The sequence below is a fragment of the Kribbella swartbergensis genome (assembly GCF_054784135.1).
Map to the genome: position 1 here is coordinate 426814 of NZ_BAAGPM010000018.1, position 19373 is coordinate 446186.

Here is a 19373-nt window from a genome sequence, read left to right on the forward strand (position 1 = left end):
GTCCTTCAATCACCCGTCGGGGTCGGCGTGCGGGGGACCCGTAGACGGCGCGGGCCGCTCAGCCCCGCCTGGCGACCGATGCGGAGGTGCGGCGCGCGGAGGCATAGGGTCTATGCCATGGCTCGTATCGATGGACGTACCGCGGATCAGCTTCGGCCGGTGACCCTGACCCGGAAGTGGCTCGACCATGCCGAGGGCTCGGTGCTGGTCGAGTTCGGGCGGACCCGGGTGCTGTGCGCGGCGAGTGTGACCGAGGGTGTGCCGCGGTGGCGCAAGGGTTCCGGACTCGGCTGGGTCAGCGCCGAGTACGCGATGCTGCCGCGGTCGACGAACACCCGGTCCGACCGCGAGTCGGTCAAGGGCCGGATCGGCGGCCGGACGCACGAGATCTCCCGGCTGATCGGGCGGTCGCTGCGGGCCGTGATCGACTACAAGGCGCTCGGCGAGAACACCATCCTGCTCGACTGCGACGTCCTGCAGGCCGACGGTGGCACCCGGACCGCCGCGATCACCGGCGCGTACGTCGCCCTCGCGGACGCGGTCTCGTACCTACGTGACCGCAAGCTGATCAAGAGCGAGCCGCTGACCGGTTCGGTGTCGGCGGTCTCGGTCGGCATCATCGACGGCACCCCGATGCTCGACCTCTGTTACGAGGAGGACGTGCGGGCCGAGACCGACATGAATCTCGTGATGACCGGCGACGGCAAGTTCATCGAGGTGCAGGGCACCGCCGAGGGCGCGCCGTTCGACCGCGCCGAGCTGGACAGCCTGCTCGAGCTCGGTACGGCGGGCTGCGCGGAGCTCACCAAGCTGCAGCAGGAGGCCCTCGCGTGAGTCAGGTACTGCTCGCCTCGAACAACCAGAAGAAACTCGAGGAACTGCGTCGCATCCTGACCCCGATCGTGCCCGGTATCGAGGTGCTCGGGCTGGGCGACGTACCGCCGTACGACGAACCGGCCGAGACCGAGCCGACGTTCGAGGGCAACGCGCTGCTGAAGGCCCACGCGGCGCTGGCGGCCACCGGGCTGCCGTCGATCGCGGACGACAGCGGGATCTGCGTCGACGCGCTGAACGGGATGCCCGGCGTACTGTCCGCGCGCTGGGCCGGGCCGGCGAAGGACAACCACGCGAACAACCTGCTGCTGCTCGGGCAGTTGGCGGACGTACCGGACGAGCGGCGCGGCGCGTCGTTCATCGCCGCGGTCGCGTTCGTCCGGCCGGACGCCGACGACGAGGTCGTGATCGGCGAGATGCGCGGCTCGGTGATCCGCGAGCTGCGCGGCACCGGCGGGTTCGGGTACGACGTACTGTTCCGGGCCGAGGGGTACGACCGGACGACGGCCGAGCTGTCGGTCGAGGAGAAGGACGCGATCAGCCATCGAGGCAAGGCGTTGCGAGCCCTCGCCCCGATCGTCGCGAAGGCGTTGGGAGGCTAGGAACGATGCTGTTCGCCGGATCGGATCGGGACGGGGTCGCGAACGGCCGGATCACCGCGGCGTACCGGCGCTGGGCCGAGCCTCGCGTGGTCGAGGGCCGGATCTATCGGACCAACGCCGGGCGGATCGAGATCGACAGCGTCCGTGAGATCAACCCGGACCTGATCGCCGACAACGACGCCGACGTCGCGGCCGCGGACCGCCGCAACGCCAAGGACGTCCGCCGCCGGCTGCGCGGCAACGAGGACTGGCCGACGTTCCTGATCAAGTTCCACCTGGTCGAGGGCCCGGACCCGCGTGAGCAGCTCGCGTCTCAGTCCACCCTGACTCCGGAGGACCTCGAGGAGCTCAAGTCCCGGCTGGCCCGCTTCGACGAGTTCAGCAACCAGGGTCCGTGGACCACCGCCACGCTCCGCCTGATCCAGTCCAAACCGGCCACCCGGGCCGCCGACCTCGCCGCCGAACTCGGCCGCGAGACCGCCCCCTTCAAACTCGACGTCCGCAAACTCAAGAACCTCGGCCTCACCCACAGCCTCGAAGTCGGCTACGAACTGACCCCCCGAGGCAAGGCCTACCTCGAGTCACTGACCCACTGAACGCGAACCGGGTGCCAGAGGCGGGATTTGAACCCGCACGCCCGGGGGCACCGGCACCTAAAGCCGGCGTGTCTGCCGTTCCACCACTCTGGCTGAAGGGATCCGCTCCCCTCGGGAAGACATCCTAGGGGAGCGGATCAGGTCGTGCCGGTCAGCGGCTCTGGAGGGCGTCGATGAAGACCTGGCGCAGGTCGGAGGGGTTGCGGGCGACGTAGCTCTGCCCGCCGGTGGCCTTGGCCAGGGCGCGGAGTTCGTCGGCGTTCGCCTCCGGGCCCATGCCGAGGGCGATGATCCGGACCGGGCGGGCCGGATCCTTCAGACCCTCGAGGGTGCGGACGGTCTCCTCCAGGGTGGGGCTGCCCGGGTCGTCGTTCTTGCCGTCGGTGAACAGCAGGATCGAGTTCACCGCCTTGGAGTCGTACTGCTGGCGTACGGCGCGCACCGCGGCGATCGCCGTGTCGTACAGCCCGGTGCTGCCGTTCGGGATCGGCCGCTGGATCTTCAGGTTGTCGAGGATCAGTTTGCGCTGCCGGTCCGACAGCGGCGCGATCGGGACGAGCTGTTTGTAGTCGGCGCCGTCCGGTCCGATCTTGGTCGAGAACGTCCACAGACCGAGCGAGGCGCTGTTCGGGAACAGCGACAGGCCGCCGCTGACCGCCTCGATGGTCAACTGCATCCGCGTCTTGCCGCCGACCTTGTCCGCCATCGAGCCGGAGACGTCGATCACCGCGAGCGAGTGGGTCGACAGCGACAACCGGGTCCAGTTCAGCAGCGTCTTGTCGATCGCCTCGTTGTTCACCTTGGGCAGCTGGGTGACGTCGCCGACACCGCGGCCGCCGCTCAGCGGGCTGGACAGCGTGTCCCGGAAGCCGGCCTCGTCACGGGCCTGGCCGGCGCCGTCGGTGAGCAGCTCGGCCGCCAGCGCCTTGGCGGCGTCGGTGGCCTGCTCGACGTCGGTCTTGGCGGTGACCACGATCGGGTAGTCCAGGGTCAGCGTCCCGGTGGCCGGCACGACCGCCTTCAGCTGGGCGTCCGGGTGGTCTTCCTGGTACTTCACGAAACTCTGCTCCGACGCCGCGACGACGACACCGCTGCCGTCCTGGTCGGCCCGGCCGAACAGCGCGTTCGGGTCGGTGTACGGCTTGGCCATCGAGCCGAGCCGCTGCGCCAGCGGCACGATCACCGAGGCGACCTGGGTGTCGGACGCGCTGGTGCGCTGCCGCTCCGACTGGATCGCGAGCAGGGCGAGCGCTCCCGGGGACGTGTTCAGCGGATCCAGCAGGGCCGGCTGGACGTTCGGCGCGCCCAGGGCACGCAGCCACGACGAGGTGTCGGCGAAGTTGGTGTTCCGCCCGACCAGGACCAGCGGGGAGGTGGCGACGGACGGTACGGCGATGGTCGGCACGCTCTCGCCGTCGTCGGCCTGTGCCACCCAGATCGTCGAGTCCGGGATCCACAGGTCGGGCCGGTTGTCGCTGTTGCCGGCGATGTCCTGGGCGACCTTCGCCGAGGGAGCCGCGGTGATGGTGAACTGCAGGCACGGAGTTCCGCCGTCGCCGCCCTTGGTGCCGAGCGACTTGGCCGCCGCCTCCAGCGAGGACTGCAGTTCGGGTGTGGTGCTCAGCGAGATCTGCGTGGGGTCGTCGCACGACTGGCTGTCGCTGCTGAGGAACCCGTCGGCGCCGGCCTCGGATCCGAAGGACCGGACCACGAACACGGCGCCCAGCGAGATCACCAGAAGCCCGATCGCGGTGATGTACACCGAACGACGGTTGTTGTTACTTCGCGTCACCGCAGAGGAATGTTTTCCCATCGCGGCAGGTCCCTCCCTCCCAGAGGCTGACTGCGCGCGCAGATTACCCGGTTTGGGCAGGTCAGGGCGAAGGTCGCAGTGGCTCATGACACACCCGACGTCGCACCGCAACGGAACCGTGGCGGGGCCGGGAGTACTGCTCTTTCGCAGGAACGCTCAAAAAGTCACTGATCGTAGTGACGCGGCTGCGGTCCGGTGAGATGGATGTGTGATCTAAATCACAGTAGTTCGCTTGCTCAAACGACCGTTCCATGGACCGCTTGCATGGAACGGTCGAAGGTTTCCCTCCGCCGCGGCGCCGGGAAGGTAGCTCGGTGACAACCGTTCAGAGGCCGAGGTCGCGCCGAAGTTTGGCGACGTGCCCGGTGGCCTTCACGTTGTACTGCGCCAGCGCGATCGTGCCGTCGGGGTCGATCACGAAGGTGGACCGGATGACCCCGGTGACCTTCTTGCCGTACATCGTCTTCTCGCCGAAGGCGCCGTACGCCGTCAGCACCTCTTTGTCCTGGTCGCTGAGCAGCGGGAACGTCACCCCGTCCCGGTCCCGGAACTTGGCCAGCTTCTCCGGCTTGTCCGGTGAGATCCCCAGTACGGCGTACCCGGCGGCCTGGAGGGCGTCGAGCGAGTCGCGGAAGTCGCACGCCTGCTTGGTGCAGCCGGGCGTCATCGCGGCCGGGTAGAAGTAGACGATCACGTTCTTGCCGCGCAGGTCCTTCAGCGCGACCTCGTTGCCGTCGGCATCGGGGAGGGTGAAGTCGGGTGCGGTGTCGCCGACGGACAGACGTTCGGACATCAGGCCCTCCACGGATCGTTGTGACTGCGGGCAATGTTACGTGGGACCCGGATAGCCTGAACGCATGCGGGCGATGACAGTGACGACGGGGAAAGCTGACTCCGCCGCGGTAGGAGAGGTCGACGAGCCACCGGAGACGGACGGCTCGATCCTGGTCGAGGGACTGCTCACCGGGATCTGCGGCACGGACGTGGAACTCGTCTCCGGAGTCTTCGGCAGCGGCAGACCGGGCTCGGAGCACCTCGTGATCGGCCACGAGTCGCTCGGACGGGTCCTGGAGGCGCCGGAGGGGTCCGGCTTCGCCCCGGGCGACCTGGTGGCCGGTGTGGTCCGCCGCCCCGATCCCGAGCCCTGTCCGGCCTGTGCCCGCGGTGAGTGGGACTTCTGCCGCAACGGCCGCTACACCGAGCGCGGCATCAAGGAGATGGACGGGTACGGCGCCGAACGCTGGCGAGTCGACCCGTACTTCGCCGTACCGGTGCCGAGTGTCCTCGGGCACCTCGGCGTACTCGTCGAGCCGGCCAGTGTGCTGGCCAAGGCGTGGGAGCAGGTGGACCGGGTCGCGTCGCGGTCGTGGTTCGGACCGGAGCACGTGCTTGTCACCGGCGCCGGTCCGATCGGTCTGCTCGCTGCCCTGATCGCGACGCAGCGTGGGTACGCCGTTCATGTCCTGGACCGGGCCAAGGACGGGCCGAAGCCTGAACTGGTGCGGGCGCTCGGCGGGACGTACCTCACGGACCTGGCAGACCTGGCTGTCACGCCGGACGTGGTCATCGAGGCGACCGGTGCGGGGCAGCTGGTGTTCGACTGCGCGAAGCTGCTCGGGCCGGCCGGTGTGATGTGCCTGATCGGCATCTCGCCGGGTCCGGCGACCATCGACGTACCGATGGATGCCCTCAACCGCCAACTGGTCATCCGCAACGCCGCGCTGGTCGGTGCGGTGAACGCGGCCAAGCGGCACTACGCGGACGCGGTCGACATCCTGAGCAGCGCCGACAAGGCCTGGCTGGAGCGGCTGATCACGCGGACCGTGCCGCTGTCGGACTGGCCGTCCGCATTGGTCCGGGAACCGGACGACATCAAGGTGGTCGTCGACTTGCAGGCATGACCTGCGAGGATGGAGTCAGTAGGGCAGGCCCGGCCATCCCGGGCCCGCCCCCGGAACGAAGGGAGTGTCGACAGGTGTCGGACACGCAGGCTCGGACCGCCGAGCAGATCGAGGCGGACATCGCCGCCACCCGCGCGCGACTGGCCTCGACCGTGGACGAACTGGTCGACCGGGCGCACCCGAAGAACGTGGCGAAGCGGCAGGTCGAGCAGGCGAAGGCGCAGGTCTTCGACGAGCGCGGCCAGCTGCGGACTCAGAAGATCGTCGCGGTCGGCGGTGCCGCGGTCGGCGTGCTGGCTGTACTGCTGCTGATCCGTCGCCTGGTGGGTCGCCGGTGACTCCTCGCAAGCGGCTCTCCGACGACAAACTGCCGATCCGGATGCTGCACGACCGGGTTCTGGTCTCCCTCGAGCAGGAGGGCGAGCGGAAGTCCTCGGCCGGCATCCTGATTCCGGCCACCGCGCAGATGGGCCGCCGGCTCGCCTGGGCGAAGGTGGTCGCGATCGGTGCGAACGTGCGCACGGTCGAGGTGGACGACCGCGTCCTGTTCGACCCGGAGGACCGGGCCGAGGTCGAGGTGCGTGGCGACGACTACATCCTGCTGCGTGAACGCGATCTGCACGCGGTCGCGGCCGGCCGCCTCGAGGACGGCCAGACCGGCCTCTACCTGTAAGGGCGGCGGGCACCGGCGACCCCGAGTACGGAGCTAAGCCGGCCGCAGCTGGAACGGGATCTCGCGGTCTCCCTCGATGAACTTGATCTTCAGCACCGCCGCGCGGGTGGTGTCCGGGAGGACGAACAGCACCTCGCCGAGTTTGGTCGAATCGCCGCGGACGAGCTCATTGAGCCCGCCGGACGCGGGATAGGTGTCCGGCCCGGCGATCACACGAAAGTTCGCGTCCCAGAAGTTGGCGTCGTAGCGATCGTGGTTGGTCATCCGAACCGACACGGTGAGGGCGAGCTTGCCGTTCGCGTCCGGCCTCGTCGTGGCGCTCACCAACTCGTACGCGACTTGGCCGACACGAACCTTCTGCCCGAACGGGAGCCCTACGCTGAAGTGGCTGGACGGTGCGGAGGACGACCCAGGGCCGGAACTCGGCGGGTCATCGGTCGCCGTTTCCGAGGGGTGCTGTTGCGAGGCCGCTGGCGGAGGCATTCCTGTCGTCGAGCCACCGATCACGCCGATCTGGTTCAGTCCCACCACGAGGCCCGTCACGGCGGTCAGTAGGGCGGCCACCGCCGTCAGGATCCCGGGCATGGTCGTCCACCAACTCGCCGGCTTGTCATCGGCCATGAGCGCCCCCTACCAGAACTGTTCTTCTCAGTAGAGCAGTAGTCAACGGGTGACCAACAGCGATTGCCGTCCGTCAGTCGAGTTGGTAGAGGCGTATGGCGTTGTCGCGGGCCCACAGCCTCGCCACCCGTTCGGCGTCCTCGGCCGACCAGTCACCCTGCTGCACGAACCCACCGAGCACTGATGTCACCGCACGCCGCCACAGTGTGGCCCCGAGGTAGTGCAGCTCGGCAGGTCCCCACGCGTCGGACGAGTAGAGCAGCTTGGCGAAGGGCGTCAGCTCCAGGCCTTCGGCCAGTACGGCGGCCGCCCGCGCACCGACGTACATGGTGGTGAGGCCGAGGTCGAGGTGCACGTGCGGGAACACGTGAGCGAGGTACCCGGCCTCACGGTGGAACGGGTAGCAGTGCAGCAGCACCACTTGCGTGCCCAGCGGCTCGATCAGCCGCAGCCACTCGGTCAGCAGTAGCGGGTTCGTCCTGTGCAACTGCAGGTCCGTGTCACCGAAGCCGGCGTGCAGCTGAAGCGGCAGACCACGGCGTGCACCGGTCCACAGCAGCCAGCGAAGCAGCACGGGGTCGGTGACACGAGTAGTGCCAGACGCGTACCAGCGATCCAGAGCCGTCAGTATGTCGGGCGCACTCGGCTCAGTCGGGTCGAAGTCGAACCCGTGCCGGTACGCCACGATGCTCTTCAGCCCGACCGCACCCGCGGTCCGCTCCTCGAGCCGCCGTACCAGCGCATCAGGTACGGCGACCACGTTCGACTCCTCTGAGGCGACGTACTCGAGCTCCGACTCCAGCCGCACCACCTCATGTGTGCGAGAACCACTCAGCCGTGCCAGGTCCTCCACACCGGTCACCGCATCACCCAGATGGCCGGTGTCGACCAGGTAGTCACTCACACCGGCAGCACCCAGGAACAGTCGGTTCACAGCCTCCTCGCCTAGTTGAGATCGCGCCGCCAGGTAGTCGTCGGCTGACGCGTGCTCAGGCAATTCGAGGAGCGGAGCGCAGTAGCGGCGTATGGCGAGCCCCAGCTGCGAGTCGAACGTCGACATCCACGGCGGCACAGGCCGATCCGACTCGGTGATCAACTGCTCGAACCCGGCCCGGTCCAGCGGGCCCGTGACCGCGCCGTGCACGTGGTGGTCCACCAGCGACAGACCCGCGACCACCTGTTCGACGGCCATCGCTACCGGCCTGCGTGACTGCTGAGCCGGAACCGCGCCGGCGGCGACGCCTCGCCGGTCACCAGACCCCGGACGTACTCACCGACCAGCGGCACGAACTTGAACCCCTGCCCGCAGAACCCGACCGCCACCGTGATGGGCCCGACTCGGTCGATGACGAAACTGTCCGTCGGCGTGTTGTCGTAGAGGCAGCTGATGGCCGTCGACCGGCTCGTGTCCAGCCCGGGGAACCACTCCTCGACGTACCGCAGCAGCCGCGCGTCCCGCTCGGGTTCGACCGCGAAGTCCCGTGTATCCGGGTCAACCACCACACCGGAGCGGTGCAGGCCGACCTTCACGCCGGACCCCGCCTCCAAGAGCCCATAGCTGTTGAAACCCCAGTGCACGAACGAGGGCCACTCGAGCTCCTGCGACAGCGGTGCGAAGAAGCGCGGTTGCTCCTGCGTCACCTGGAACGGCGGCAGCGGCACCAGCCCGGTCAACAGCTTCGGAGCCCATGACCCGGCCGTCACCACCACGTGCCGCGCCTGGACAGCCCCACCGGGTACGTCGAGCTCGACCACGTCGCCGTGGACCCGCAGTGCCTTCACCGGCGACTGCTCCCGGAACTCCGCGTCTGCCACCCTCTGCAGTGCGCTCACGGTGCGGTCGGCGTACAGACGTCCCGAGCCCGGCTGGTAGAGCACCGGTGTCTCGAACCGCATGCCCTGCCAGCGCTCAGCCGCCTCGTCTGCTGTCAGCACCTCTCCGTCCGGGTGGAGGCTGCGGAACGTCGCGGCGGTCGCCTCGTCGACGCCGTGGTCGATCCCACCGGTCACCTCGAACAGCGTCTCGCCGGACTCTGCCTCCAGCGCGCGCCAGAGTGGACGTGCCTGCTCGGTCAGCCGCGCTACCTCAGGGTTGTCCGCAGACGGCCGGAACAGCCGGGTCCCGCCGTGCGACCCACCCCTCACGTGGCCCAGCTCGTACTGCTCCAGTACGACGACCTCACGCCCGGCAGCTGCCAGTGCCCGCGCAGCCGCCGACCCCATGGCGCCCGCGCCGACCACGGCAACGTCGTACGTCATCTCTCATCACCCGGCCCTGATCGTCGTACCGCGCCCCGCGTCAGGCCTTCATCTTCCCCCTGTTCGACCCATCAGGGTGAACGCCCGCGGCTCGGGCAGCAAGTCCGTCGTCCGATCCGCGGCTTGCCAGGAGGCGAACGGTCGTGCTTTTATCGTGGGGTGGGTAAAGGGGAGCAGACCCGGGCCGCGGTGCTGGACGAGGCCGCGCGGGTGGTGAGCGCGTCGGGGCTGAGCGGGCTGACCATCGGGCTGCTGGCCGACCGGATGCAGCTGTCGAAGAGCGGCCTGTTCGCGCACTTCCGCTCCAAGGAGCAACTGCAGGTCGCCGTGGTCGAGCGCGCGGCCGAGCTCTTCGCCGAGCGCGTCGTCCGGCCGGCGCTGCAAGCTCCGCGCGGCGAGCCCCGCCTGCGCGAGCTGTTCGACCGCAAACTCCGCTGGGACAACGGCGATCTGGCGCTCCCCGGTGGCTGCTTCTTCGCCAGCGTCTCCGCCGAGCTGGACGACGCACCGCCGAGCCCGGTCCGCGACCGCGTGGTCAGCGCCGAGCGCGACTACGCCGACCTGCTCGCCAACGTGTTCCGCACCGGTATCAGCGAGGGCCACTTCCGGCCCGACGCCGATCCCGAGCAGTACGCCTTCGACATCCGCGGCGTCCTGCTGTCGTACCACCACGCCAGCCGCCTGCTGGCCGACCCCAAGGCCGAGGACCGGGCGCGCACCGCCTTCGAGGCGCTGCTCCGGGCGGCCCGCCTCTGACCCGTCGACCGATCTGGAGAACGCACCTATGGCGGCCAAGAAAAGCACGAACGTTCGGTCCTTGAATCTCACCTTCGGCCTGTTCGAGCGCGTTGCACCGGCTGCCGGCGTCGGTGTTCTCAACCGGCTCTGGTTCCGCGTCCCCGCCGTACCCGAGAAGGTCCGGCGGCCGCGTGGCGAACTCCCGGTCGCGACGCCGTTCGAGGTCGGCACCATCCGCGGGCGGTCGTACGGCGACGGGCCGGCGATCTACCTCGTCCACGGCTGGGGCGGCTGGGGCCTGCAACTCGGGGCTCACATCCAGCCGCTGGTCGATGCCGGCTTCCGCGTGATCACGTACGACGCGCCGAGCCACGGCGACTCGGGCCCCGGTCGGGAGGGCAGAAGCGTGTCCACGGTCCTCGAGTCCGCCTCCGCTCTGAAGGCAGTCGTCGCCGCGCAGGGACCGGCGTACGGCGTTGTCGCTCACTCGCTCGGCGCTCCCGCCAGCGCACTCGCGATGCGCGACGGGCTGGACGTCGAGCGCGTCGTCTTCATCGCGGCCGCGACGGACTTCGTCGAGACCCTGGACCAGATGCAGGCTTTCCTCGGCTTCGGTCCGCGCATCCGCGCCGGTTTCCTGCGCCGCTTCGAGACCCGCTTCGGCCCGATGGACTCGTTCCGCATGGATGCGATCGTGCCCGCCATCGCGGCCCGTCGCCCGCTGCCGCCGCTCCTCCTGGTCCACGATCGCAACGACCCCGAAACGTCGTACCAAGGCAGCGTCGACCTCCTTTCTCATTGGCCGGGAGCCGGTCTCGAAACCAGCGAAGGTCTCGGCCACCGCCGGGTCCTTCGCGACCCCGACCTGGTGAAGAAGGCGGTCGAGTTTCTCGCGGAGCGGGCGCCTGCTGATCGGCGAGCGGGCTGACGGGAGACAATGCGGGGGTGATCTTCCAGACTTCGCGGCGGTTGCCGGACTTCCCGTGGGACAAGCTCGCGCCGTACAAGCAGAAGGCGGCGGCGCATCCCGACGGGATCGTGGACCTGTCCATCGGCAGCCCGGTCGACCCGGTGCCGGACCTGATCAAGACGGCGCTCGCGGAGGCGGCCGACGCCCCGGCGTACCCGACCACGATCGGTACGCCGACCGTCCGGCAGGCGGCTGTGGACTGGATGGCGCGCCGGCTCGACGTCGCGGGGGTGGACCCGCAGACCGGCGTCCTGCCGGTGATCGGCACCAAGGAACTGATCATGCTGTTGCCGACGCTGCTCGGGATCGGCCCCGGTGACACCGTACTCATCCCGGACCTCGCCTACCCGACGTACGAGGCCGGCGCCGCGCTGGCCCGCGCCACCAGCGTGCCGGTCGCCGACCCGACGACGTACGACGGACCGGTCCGGCTCGCGTACCTGAACTCCCCGCGCAACCCGTCCGGCGAGATCACCTCGGCGGAGGACCTGCGTCGCGCGGTCGAGTGGGCCCGGGCGAACGACGTGCTGCTGGTCAGCGACGAGTGCTACACCGAGTTCGGCTGGGACGCGCGGCCGGTGTCGGTGGTGCATCCGGACATCTCAGGCGGCAGCTTCGACAACCTGCTCGCGGTGCACTCGCTGTCGAAGCGGTCCAACCTCGCCGGGTACCGCGGTGGGTTCGTGGCCGGTGACGAGACCGTGGTCGCCGAACTGCTCGCGGTCCGCAAACACGCGGGTCTGATGGTGCCGTCGCCGATCCAGGCGGCGATGGCGGCCGGGTTCGCCGACGACGCGCACGTCGACGAGCAGCGGGAGCGGTACCTGCGGCGTCGCGCCGTACTACGCGACGCTCTGACCGACGCCGGATGGGTCATCACCCTGTCCAACGGCGGTCTCTACCTGTGGGCCGAGCACCCCGAGTACGACTCCTACGGCTCGGTGAGCGCCCTCGCGGACCGCGGCATCCTGGTCGCGCCCGGAGCCTTCTACGGTACGGCGGGGGAGCGGCACGTCCGCGTCGCCCTCACCGGAACCGACGAGCGCGTCGACGCCGCGGTGAAAAGACTGCAGGAGTAACCCAACTTCTGGGCAATGTGTGACGTCTTCCTCTTCGACTGCGTCTTCTGTGGGTAGAAGGTAGCGGTGGGGGGACCTTGCCGGTCCCGGTGAGGAAGAGGGGGCGTTCAGATGATCTGGCGAGCTTTCGGGGTGGCGTTGACGGCGGTACTGCTCGCGGCCGGGATGCCGGCGGCCGGGGCGGCGGCGGTCGACGATCCGGCACCGCCGACGAACGGGACGCCCTCGGCGACCCCGTCGGAGACACCGTCCGCCACGGTCGGGGAGCCGACCCCGACGCCCACGCCGAGCCCGAGTCCCACGCCGACGCCGAGCCCCACGCCGACGCCGAGTCCGACGCCCACGCCGAGTCCGACGCCGAGCAGGTCAGCGGCGGCGGAGTGGTCGATCACGCTGGACAAGCCGGCCGCGTCGTGGGAGGACCGGCCGACGGTGTTCACCGGCAGGATCAGCCAGCCGATCACCGGCTCCTACATCACGCTCTGGCAGCGGGTCCCCGGCGCGTGGGTGCTGCGCGCGTCGACCCGCACCACGACCGGCGGCGTCTACAGGTTCGTCTACACCTCGGCCACGCCGGGGACCTGGGCGTTCCGGACCATGATCGGCGTCAAGGCCGAGACCGCGCTGGCGATCTCCGCGTACCAGACCTCGAACATCCAGGACCGCAAGGTCGTGCTCAACACGCCGGCGCCGTGGTACGCGACCCTGACCGGCGTGTCGGTCAGCGGCCGGATGGTCCCGGCCGAGCCGGGCAAGGAACTGGCGCTGCAGGACTACCTCGGCAGCGGCAGGTGGCGGCTGCTCGCGATCGGCACAATGGATGCCGCAGGCAACTTCCGGCTCCGGGTCCCGGACGACGTCCCGGCCACCCGGACCGTCCGCGTGGTGACGCGCTGGGTCACGCAGGCCCAGATGGAGTACTCCGGCCTCGCCACCGTCGTGGTCAAGGCCGCCTTGAATCCCAAGGTGTACGCCGTCACGGCCGCGATGATCCCGTACACGTACCGGGCCGGCTGCCCGGTCAAGCCGTCGTCGTTGCGGCTGCTCGCGCTGAACTACTGGGGTTTCGACGGCAAGGTGCACCGCGGTGAGCTGATCGTGCGGGATGCCGCCGTCCAGAAGATGATCACGGTCTGGACGTCGACGTTCGCGTCCAAGTTCCCGATCCGGCAGATGCGCCGGGTGGACCGGTTCGGCGGCAGCGACATCAAGTCGATGGCGGCCGACAACACCTCGGTCTTCAACTGCCGCCGCGTCACGGGCAACCCGTACGCCCTGTCGCCGCACTCCTACGGCTGGGCCATCGACATCAACACCGTCGAGAACCCGTACCTGGCAGCCAACGGCGTCTGGTACCCGTCCAACGGCCTCGCCTACCGCAACCGCTCGATCTCCCGCCCCGGCATGCTGTTCGCGAGCAGCACGGCCACCAAGGCCCTGATTTCCCAGGGCTACTTCTGGGGTGCCTACTGGCGCAAGCCCGACTACCAGCACTTCCAACCGAAGTGAGAGGCGTCAGCGCTGCGGTGGTCCTCTCGCTGCTGCTGGTCGGCTGCAGCGCCGAGGAGAGCCCGCAGGCAGCACCGACCCCGAGCGAGACTCCCATCCCCAGCACTGTGGGTGGGACGGTGCCCGTACCCACCAACACGTTGAGCACCGAGAAGCCGACGGACGCCGCGGTACCGCCCGAGGTGCCAGAGGAGGCCACCGCACCACCTCCTGCGACAGCCGGCCCGCTCAGCGCCCGGAACCTGCCGGCACCCGAGAAGCTGGGTCCAGGATGGAAGACGTACGTCGACCCCGGCGGCGCGGAGGAGGGCTTCCTCGGCAATCAGACGTGGACCCGTCGACGTGAGCCGCACCAGGCTGCTTATGAGGCACTGCCGCTCGGATGCGCCGGTCAACTCCCGTCCGGATCCTTGCCCGTCCCGCAGTACGCACTGCAAGGCGCCTACCGCACGGCAGACGACAAGCCCGGCACCGCGCTGCTCCTGCGCTTCGCAGATGCCGGCACAGCGTCGGCGTACCGCACCGGCTACCAGGCACGCATGGCAGCCTGCGGCGAAGGCGGAGACCTGAGCGTCAAGCAGCTGTGGACGGAGGACAGCGCTGCAGCCGCCGTACGACGCTACGGGGGCGACGAGGCCGAGCAGTACGTCGACGTGTCGGTGGTGCACGGGGCCACGGTCGCACTGCTCGCTGCCGCCTCCACCCAGCCCGAGACCCAATTCGACTGGGCGCACACCGTCGTGCAGGCTCTGAAGGCCGTGATCGACGCATCCTAGAGAAGCTGTATTACCTTTCAGTATTTCCTGTCCTACACTCGCGTTATGGGTGACTTCGACCGGTATGCCCGGCTGACGGCGGACCTCGACGCGCCGTTCGCGGTGGTCGACCTGGCCGCGTTCCGGCGGAACGCGGACGACCTGGTCCGCCGTGCCGCGGGCACCCCGATCCGGGTCGCGTCGAAGTCGGTCCGCTGCCGCGCGCTGATCGCGGCCGCGCTCGAGCGGCCCGGATTCCATGGCGTGATGAGTTACTCGCTGCCGGAAGCGCTCTGGCTGGCCGGCCATGGCGTCGACGACATCCTGCTCGGCTATCCGACCACCCACCGGGCTGCCCTGCGTTCACTCGCCGCGGATCCCGTGGCCGCCGCCCGGATCACCCTGATGGTCGACTCACCGGAGCACCTGGCGTTCATCAAGTCGGTGACCGCCGGTGGCGCGCGGATCCAGGTCTGCCTCGACGTGGACGCGTCGTTGCGGGTGCTCGGGCAGCACCTCGGCGTACGTCGTTCGCCGCTCAGGACTCCCGCGGACGCCGCCGGACTCGCCCGCGAGGTGGTCGCCGACGAGGCCTTCGACTTGGTCGGTGTGATGTTCTACGAGGCCCAGATCGCCGGGCTGCCGGACACGTCACCTGCGGTCCGTTGGGTCAAGCGCCGCTCGGCCGCCGAGCTCGCCGAACGCCGCGGGGCCGTCGTCGACGCGGTCAAGCAGTTCGCCCCGCTGCGACTCGTCAATAGCGGCGGCACCGGCAGCCTCGAGATCAGCAGCGCGGACCCGATCGTCACCGAGGTCACCGCCGGCTCCGGTCTCTACGGTCCCACGCTCTTCGACAAGTACGACGTCTTCCAGCCGGCGCACGCGGTCGCCTACGCGCTCGACGTCGTACGGCGTCCTGCTGAGCAGATCGTGACACTGTTCGGCGGAGGGTATGTCGCCTCCGGACCGGCGAAGAAGTCGCGGTTGCCGCTGCCGACGTGGCCGGCCGGGCTGAAGCTGCTGAATACGGAAGGTGCCGGAGAAGTGCAGACTCCCGTCCGTGGCAGGTCCGCCGAAGGGCTGCGACTGGGGGACCGGGTCTGGATGCGCTACGCGAAGGCCGGCGAGTTGCTGGAGCGATTCGACGTCGTGTACGCGATCGACGGTGACCAGGTGCGCGAGTTGGCGACGTACCGGGGTGAGGGGAAGAACTTCGGATGAGCACCTGGCGGAACTGGTCGGGCACCGAGTCGGCGACCGGTGTGGAACTGCTCCGGCCGAGCTCGACCGACGAACTCGCAGCCGCGGTGAAGACCGCCGCCGAGCAGGGCAAGAAACTCAAGGCGGTCGGCGCGGGCCACTCGTTCACCGGCTGCTCGGTACCCGAACAGGTGATGATCCGGCTCGACGGCCTGTCCTCGATCACCAACGCCGACAAGGAGTCCGGCACAGTCACCGTCGGCGCCGGGACCGGACTGCGCAAGCTCAACGCCGGGCTGGCCGCGTTCGATCTGGCGATGCCGAACCTCGGTGACATCGACAAACAGACCATCTCCGGCGCGATCTCCACCGGTACGCACGGCACCGGCGCCCGACTCGGCGGCCTCGCGACCCAGGTCGTCGCGCTCGACCTGGTCACCGCCGACGGGTCGGTGCTGCACTGCTCCGCCGAGGAGAACGCGGACGTCTTCAACGCCGCCCGGATCTCGGTCGGGGCGCTCGGCGTGATCTTCTCGGTCACCCTGCAGTGCGTGCCGGCGTTCCTGCTGCGGGCGCAGGAGATGCCGCTGCCGCTGTCCGAGGTGCTGGACGGCTTCGACGAGTTTGCCGACGGCAACGACCACTTCGAGTTCTACTGGTTCCCGCACACCGACGTCGCGTTGACCAAACGGAACAACCGGGTCGCGGCCGGCGTCGGTGCGTCCCCGATCGGCCGGATCCGCGGCTGGGTCGACGACGAACTGCTGTCCAACAAGGTGTTCGAACTGACCAACCGGCTCGCGGTGCAACGCTCCGGCCTGGTGCCACGGATCAACCGGATCGCGTCCCGGGCGCTGTCGGCCCGCGAGTACGTCGACGCGTCGTACAAGGTCTTCTGCTCCGAGCGCAACGTGGTGTTCCGCGAGTCGGAGTACGCCGTACCGCGCGAACACGTGGTCGAGGTCATCCGCCGGCTCCGCGCCTGGATCGACGCCTCGGGGACCCGCATCCCGTTCCCGATCGAGGTCCGGGTCGCCGCCGCGGACGACATCTGGCTGTCCACCGCCTACGGCCGCGAGACGGCGTACGTCGCCGTCCACCAGTACCACCGCCTGCCGCACGACACCTACTTCGAGGCCTTCGAACGGATCGTCGCCGACTACGACGGCCGTCCGCACTGGGGCAAACTCCACACCCTGACAGCTTCGGAGCTGGAGTCCCGCTACCCGCGTTTCAACGACTTCCTGGCCGTCCGGGACCGGCTGGACCCGGCCCGGGCCTTCGCCAACCCCTATACCCGCCAAGTCTTCGGCTGACCACACCTCCCGCGCTGATCCGGTCCGGGCTAGCCTGCGGGAATGACTGGTGTGGAGAAGCTGGAAGCGCTGGCGGAGGACTGGCAGAAGGCGCTGGCGGTCGTGGCCCACCCCGACGATCTGGAGTTCGGGTCGGCGGCCGCGGTGGCGCGGTGGACCGGGCAGGGCAAGGAGATCGTGTACTGCCTGCTGACCTCGGGCGAGGCAGGCATCGACGGCGTCGCCCCGGACGAGTGCGGACCACTCCGCGAGGCCGAGCAGATCGAGTCCGCGCGGATCGTCGGCGTGTCCGCGGTCGAGTTCCTCGGGCAGCCGGACGGCACGATCGAGTACGGCGTCGCGCTCCGCCGCGTCATCACCTCGGTGATCCGGCGGCACCAGCCGGAGATCGTCATCACCAACAACTTCCGCGACACCTGGGACGGCGCGACACTGCTCAACCAGGCCGACCACATCAACACCGGCCGCGCGACCCTGGACGCCGTCCGTGACGCGGCCAACCGCTGGATCTTCCCCGACGCGGGGGAGCGCTGGAACGGCGTACGCCAGGTCTGGGCCGCCGGCTCACCCCAGTCCCGTCACGCGGCCGACACCACTGACACCTTCGACCTCGGCGTCCAGTCCCTCCGTGCGCACAAGGCCTACATCGAGGGCCTCAACCTCTCCGACTTCGAGCCGGCCGAGTTCCTCGAAGGCCTCTCCCGCACCGCCGGCACCCGCCTCGGCACCAAGTACGCCGCCACCTTCGAGGTCTTCACCCCCTGATCCAACACCCGGCCGGCCGCGAACCAGCTGCGCCGTGTGGCGCGACCTAGCTGCCCGCGTGCGACCTGAGGGCGAGTTCGAGGTAGTCGGCGTCGGACAGGAGTCGTTGGGTCTTCGCGCGGGCAACTACTTCGTACCGGGCCATGCCTCGATCATCCGTCGGGCGCAGCACCTTTTCCAGGAAGCCGGATGGCAGGAAGCTGCCCGGGTCGAGGGCTGCCGCGCCGGCCCCCGGCATCACTCCCGCCCGACGCCGGTCGGAACTGGTCGCGGGTCAGCGGTGGTCGCCGGTCAGAGTTGGAGGACCCGGTTGGCCTCGGCGAGGACCGCGGGAGAGGCGAGCGACTGCCAGCGCGGAATCTGCTCCTGGAGGAACGGCTTCAGCTTCGGCTCCAGAGCCGGAGCGTGGTCCAGTACGTCGAGCTCGTTGACGATGGTGAGGTCGACGAAGTCGCGCAGCTCCGCGATCGACAGTTCCTCAGACGTACCGGTGAAGCGGTCGGTGACCGTGTGGTGCTCGGCGAGGTCGCGCCAGGTGGTCTCGCGTTCGCAGGAGCCGTAGCGGTAGACGATCAGCTCGGCCTCCGGGCCGATGACGGCTTCCAGGACCGGGCGTTCCTGCTGCCAGTCGAACAGGTGCGTGGGGAACCCGTCGGTCCCGTACGCCGCGTGCGCGAGCCCGGCCAGGACCAGGGTGTCGGACGCACCGAGCGTGGTCAGGCGCTTGGCGACGCGGTGCAGGTGGACGTACAGGCTGCCGCCCGCGTGTTCGAGCTCGTCGGCACCGCGCACCAGCAGCAGCGATCCCATGTCCTGGAAAGCGCTCATCTGACCCCTTCATCCGGAGTGGCCAGGGCCCAGCAGGAACGGCCCAGGCAATCACGGTAAGGCCTTGCTCACCACCACGCCCAGACATCCGGCGCGGCGGGTTCGTCACATTCTTCGGTTGTCCGCGCCGGTTGCGGGTGCGGACAGCTGCCGTTTGGTGCTTCCCACCCTTGTGCGGGAGGTGCGCACGTGAGGTCGCAGTCAGCGGGTGGGAAGCACCAAACGGCAGCAGCTCTGGAACGCCGGCCAGGACGGGTGGTGGCCGGTCCGGATCAGTTGGCGAGGTCGGCGAGAGCCTTGCGGGCTGCTTCCAGTTCGGCCTCGAGGGCGGCGACCTTGGCTGCCTGCTGCTCCCGGGCGGCTTCGATGACCTCGTCGATCGGGGTGGAGAGGTCCTCGTGCAGCTCCTTGGCGGCGCGGGAGACGGCCGCGGCGGCGACCGCGAGGTTGCGGGCCAGGTAGGTGCTGCCCTGCTTGAGCTCGGCGTGCCACTCGCCGTCCGCGGTGCCGGTGACGGTCAGCGTCAGCTCGAGGGTCTTGGTCTTCTTGGCGGCGGCCTTCTTCGCCGGGGCCTTCTTCGGCTTCTCGGCCGCCGGAGCCGCGTCCGCTGCCGGAGTCACGTCGGCTTGTGCGGCGTCCGACGTCGAGGCACCAGTGGCCGGCACGGCGTCCGCAGGGGCCAGGGTGCCGGGAGTGTCGGCGACGTCAGACGGCGCTTCTACTGCCAGAGTGTCTACAGTCATCGTTGCGGCGATCTCCTTCTGAACATCGCCCGCCGTGAGCGGGCTGGCGCTGAGCGTCTATTAGAACACATGTTCGACCCTCCGGCCAATTCCGCACCTTCTGCACCACCTGTCACAACCAGCGCAACGAAAAGCCGGGCCCGGCGGGGACGCCGGACCCGGCTGAAGACA

At 69.4% G+C, this 19373-nt stretch carries 23 protein-coding genes and 1 tRNA gene; 14 read left to right on the forward strand and 10 right to left on the reverse strand.

The features are described 5' to 3' along the window. The first annotated feature begins 117 nt into the window (after nucleotides 1–117). From rph to ACYVOK_RS17380, 3 genes are read left to right on the forward strand one after another with little or no spacing between them, the layout of a single operon-like run. On the forward strand, nucleotides 118–834 hold the full coding sequence (rph, locus tag ACYVOK_RS17370; RefSeq protein ID WP_460663470.1) for a ribonuclease PH: 717 nt from the start codon (nucleotides 118–120) through the stop codon (nucleotides 832–834). Then, nucleotides 831–1436, forward strand: a complete 606-nt coding sequence (gene rdgB, locus ACYVOK_RS17375; protein ID WP_460663471.1) for an RdgB/HAM1 family non-canonical purine NTP pyrophosphatase — start codon at nucleotides 831–833, stop codon at nucleotides 1434–1436. Before rph ends, rdgB begins: the two co-directional genes overlap by 4 nt. 5 nt (nucleotides 1437–1441) lie before the next feature. Next, a complete protein-coding gene (locus tag ACYVOK_RS17380; RefSeq protein ID WP_460663472.1) occupies nucleotides 1442–2032 on the forward strand; it encodes a hypothetical protein in 591 nt (196 codons plus the stop codon). 12 nt (nucleotides 2033–2044) lie between these two features. Here the strand turns inward: ACYVOK_RS17380 and ACYVOK_RS17385 are convergent. The 3 genes from ACYVOK_RS17385 to bcp all read right to left on the reverse strand — a co-directional run bounded on the left by ACYVOK_RS17385 (nucleotide 2045) and on the right by bcp (nucleotide 4638). Continuing rightward, nucleotides 2045–2125, reverse strand: a tRNA-Leu gene (locus ACYVOK_RS17385). Between the two features lie 58 nt (nucleotides 2126–2183). After that, complete coding sequence (locus tag ACYVOK_RS17390) at nucleotides 2184–3824, reverse strand: substrate-binding domain-containing protein (RefSeq protein ID WP_460663473.1); 1641 nt, start codon at nucleotides 3822–3824, stop codon at nucleotides 2184–2186. A 346-nt stretch (nucleotides 3825–4170) separates the two neighbouring features. Then, nucleotides 4171–4638: a thioredoxin-dependent thiol peroxidase gene (gene bcp, locus ACYVOK_RS17395; RefSeq protein ID WP_460663474.1), complete on the reverse strand. Its 468-nt coding sequence runs from the start codon at nucleotides 4636–4638 to the stop codon at nucleotides 4171–4173. Nucleotides 4639–4702: 64 nt separating this feature from the next. Between bcp and ACYVOK_RS17400 the strand changes: the two genes are divergently transcribed. From ACYVOK_RS17400 to ACYVOK_RS17410, 3 genes are all read left to right on the forward strand, one after another. Continuing rightward, nucleotides 4703–5746, forward strand: a complete 1044-nt coding sequence (locus ACYVOK_RS17400) for a glucose 1-dehydrogenase (RefSeq protein WP_460663475.1) — start codon at nucleotides 4703–4705, stop codon at nucleotides 5744–5746. A 74-nt stretch (nucleotides 5747–5820) separates the two neighbouring features. Continuing rightward, a complete protein-coding gene (locus ACYVOK_RS17405) occupies nucleotides 5821–6084 on the forward strand; it encodes a DUF3618 domain-containing protein (RefSeq protein WP_460663476.1) in 264 nt (87 codons plus the stop codon). Then, a complete protein-coding gene (locus ACYVOK_RS17410; RefSeq protein WP_185759412.1) occupies nucleotides 6081–6419 on the forward strand; it encodes a GroES family chaperonin in 339 nt (112 codons plus the stop codon). The genes ACYVOK_RS17405 and ACYVOK_RS17410 overlap by 4 nt, the downstream gene beginning before the upstream one ends. A gap of 33 nt (nucleotides 6420–6452) precedes the next feature. On the opposite strand, the gene ACYVOK_RS17415 is transcribed toward ACYVOK_RS17410, so the two are convergent. The 3 genes from ACYVOK_RS17415 to ACYVOK_RS17425 all read right to left on the reverse strand — a co-directional run bounded on the left by ACYVOK_RS17415 (nucleotide 6453) and on the right by ACYVOK_RS17425 (nucleotide 9299). Then, a complete protein-coding gene (locus tag ACYVOK_RS17415; RefSeq protein WP_460663477.1) occupies nucleotides 6453–6743 on the reverse strand; it encodes a hypothetical protein in 291 nt (96 codons plus the stop codon). Between the two features lie 370 nt (nucleotides 6744–7113). Further along, a complete protein-coding gene (locus ACYVOK_RS17420) occupies nucleotides 7114–8232 on the reverse strand; it encodes an amidohydrolase family protein (RefSeq protein WP_460663478.1) in 1119 nt (372 codons plus the stop codon). Between the two features lie 2 nt (nucleotides 8233–8234). Then, nucleotides 8235–9299, reverse strand: coding sequence for an FAD-dependent oxidoreductase (locus ACYVOK_RS17425; RefSeq protein WP_460663479.1), 1065 nt, complete (start codon nucleotides 9297–9299; stop codon nucleotides 8235–8237). A gap of 159 nt (nucleotides 9300–9458) precedes the next feature. Here ACYVOK_RS17425 and ACYVOK_RS17430 point away from each other — a divergent pair, with 159 nt between their 5' ends. From ACYVOK_RS17430 to dapC, 3 genes are read left to right on the forward strand one after another with little or no spacing between them, the layout of a single operon-like run. Continuing rightward, a complete protein-coding gene (locus ACYVOK_RS17430; RefSeq protein WP_460663480.1) occupies nucleotides 9459–10055 on the forward strand; it encodes a TetR/AcrR family transcriptional regulator in 597 nt (198 codons plus the stop codon). 28 nt (nucleotides 10056–10083) lie between these two features. Further along, complete coding sequence (locus tag ACYVOK_RS17435; protein WP_460663481.1) at nucleotides 10084–10965, forward strand: alpha/beta fold hydrolase; 882 nt, start codon at nucleotides 10084–10086, stop codon at nucleotides 10963–10965. A 20-nt stretch (nucleotides 10966–10985) separates the two neighbouring features. Continuing rightward, nucleotides 10986–12086, forward strand: coding sequence for a succinyldiaminopimelate transaminase (gene dapC, locus ACYVOK_RS17440; protein ID WP_460663711.1), 1101 nt, complete (start codon nucleotides 10986–10988; stop codon nucleotides 12084–12086). A gap of 107 nt (nucleotides 12087–12193) precedes the next feature. Here dapC and ACYVOK_RS17445 read toward each other — a convergent pair whose 3' ends face one another. Continuing rightward, nucleotides 12194–12550, reverse strand: a complete 357-nt coding sequence (locus tag ACYVOK_RS17445; RefSeq protein ID WP_460663482.1) for a hypothetical protein — start codon at nucleotides 12548–12550, stop codon at nucleotides 12194–12196. Here ACYVOK_RS17445 and ACYVOK_RS17450 point away from each other — a divergent pair. From ACYVOK_RS17450 to ACYVOK_RS17470, 5 genes are all read left to right on the forward strand, one after another. Next, nucleotides 12519–13595, forward strand: coding sequence for a M15 family metallopeptidase (locus tag ACYVOK_RS17450; RefSeq protein ID WP_460663483.1), 1077 nt, complete (start codon nucleotides 12519–12521; stop codon nucleotides 13593–13595). The genes ACYVOK_RS17445 and ACYVOK_RS17450 overlap by 32 nt on opposite strands. A 119-nt stretch (nucleotides 13596–13714) precedes the next feature. Further along, entirely contained in the window at nucleotides 13715–14371 is a 657-nt protein-coding gene (locus ACYVOK_RS17455; protein ID WP_460663484.1) for a hypothetical protein, read from the forward strand. A gap of 45 nt (nucleotides 14372–14416) precedes the next feature. After that, the gene (locus ACYVOK_RS17460) at nucleotides 14417–15571 is read left to right on the forward strand and encodes an amino acid deaminase/aldolase (RefSeq protein WP_460663485.1); all 1155 of its coding nucleotides are present in this window, start codon (nucleotides 14417–14419) and stop codon (nucleotides 15569–15571) included. Beyond that, nucleotides 15568–16866 (forward strand): D-arabinono-1,4-lactone oxidase, encoded by a 1299-nt coding sequence (locus ACYVOK_RS17465; protein ID WP_460663486.1) that lies wholly within the window; start codon nucleotides 15568–15570, stop codon nucleotides 16864–16866. The genes ACYVOK_RS17460 and ACYVOK_RS17465 overlap by 4 nt, the downstream gene beginning before the upstream one ends. A gap of 42 nt (nucleotides 16867–16908) precedes the next feature. Continuing rightward, entirely contained in the window at nucleotides 16909–17631 is a 723-nt protein-coding gene (locus ACYVOK_RS17470) for a PIG-L deacetylase family protein (protein WP_460663487.1), read from the forward strand. A gap of 46 nt (nucleotides 17632–17677) precedes the next feature. Here the strand turns inward: ACYVOK_RS17470 and ACYVOK_RS17475 are convergent, their stop codons facing one another. The 3 genes from ACYVOK_RS17475 to ACYVOK_RS17485 form a co-directional block, all read right to left on the reverse strand. Then, complete coding sequence (locus ACYVOK_RS17475) at nucleotides 17678–17869, reverse strand: hypothetical protein (RefSeq protein ID WP_460663488.1); 192 nt, start codon at nucleotides 17867–17869, stop codon at nucleotides 17678–17680. A 53-nt stretch (nucleotides 17870–17922) separates the two neighbouring features. After that, the gene (locus ACYVOK_RS17480) at nucleotides 17923–18459 is read right to left on the reverse strand and encodes a DUF6817 domain-containing protein (RefSeq protein ID WP_460663489.1); all 537 of its coding nucleotides are present in this window, start codon (nucleotides 18457–18459) and stop codon (nucleotides 17923–17925) included. Between the two features lie 272 nt (nucleotides 18460–18731). Next, nucleotides 18732–19202, reverse strand: a complete 471-nt coding sequence (locus ACYVOK_RS17485) for a DUF6319 family protein (protein ID WP_460663490.1) — start codon at nucleotides 19200–19202, stop codon at nucleotides 18732–18734. Nucleotides 19203–19373 lie beyond the last annotated feature (171 nt).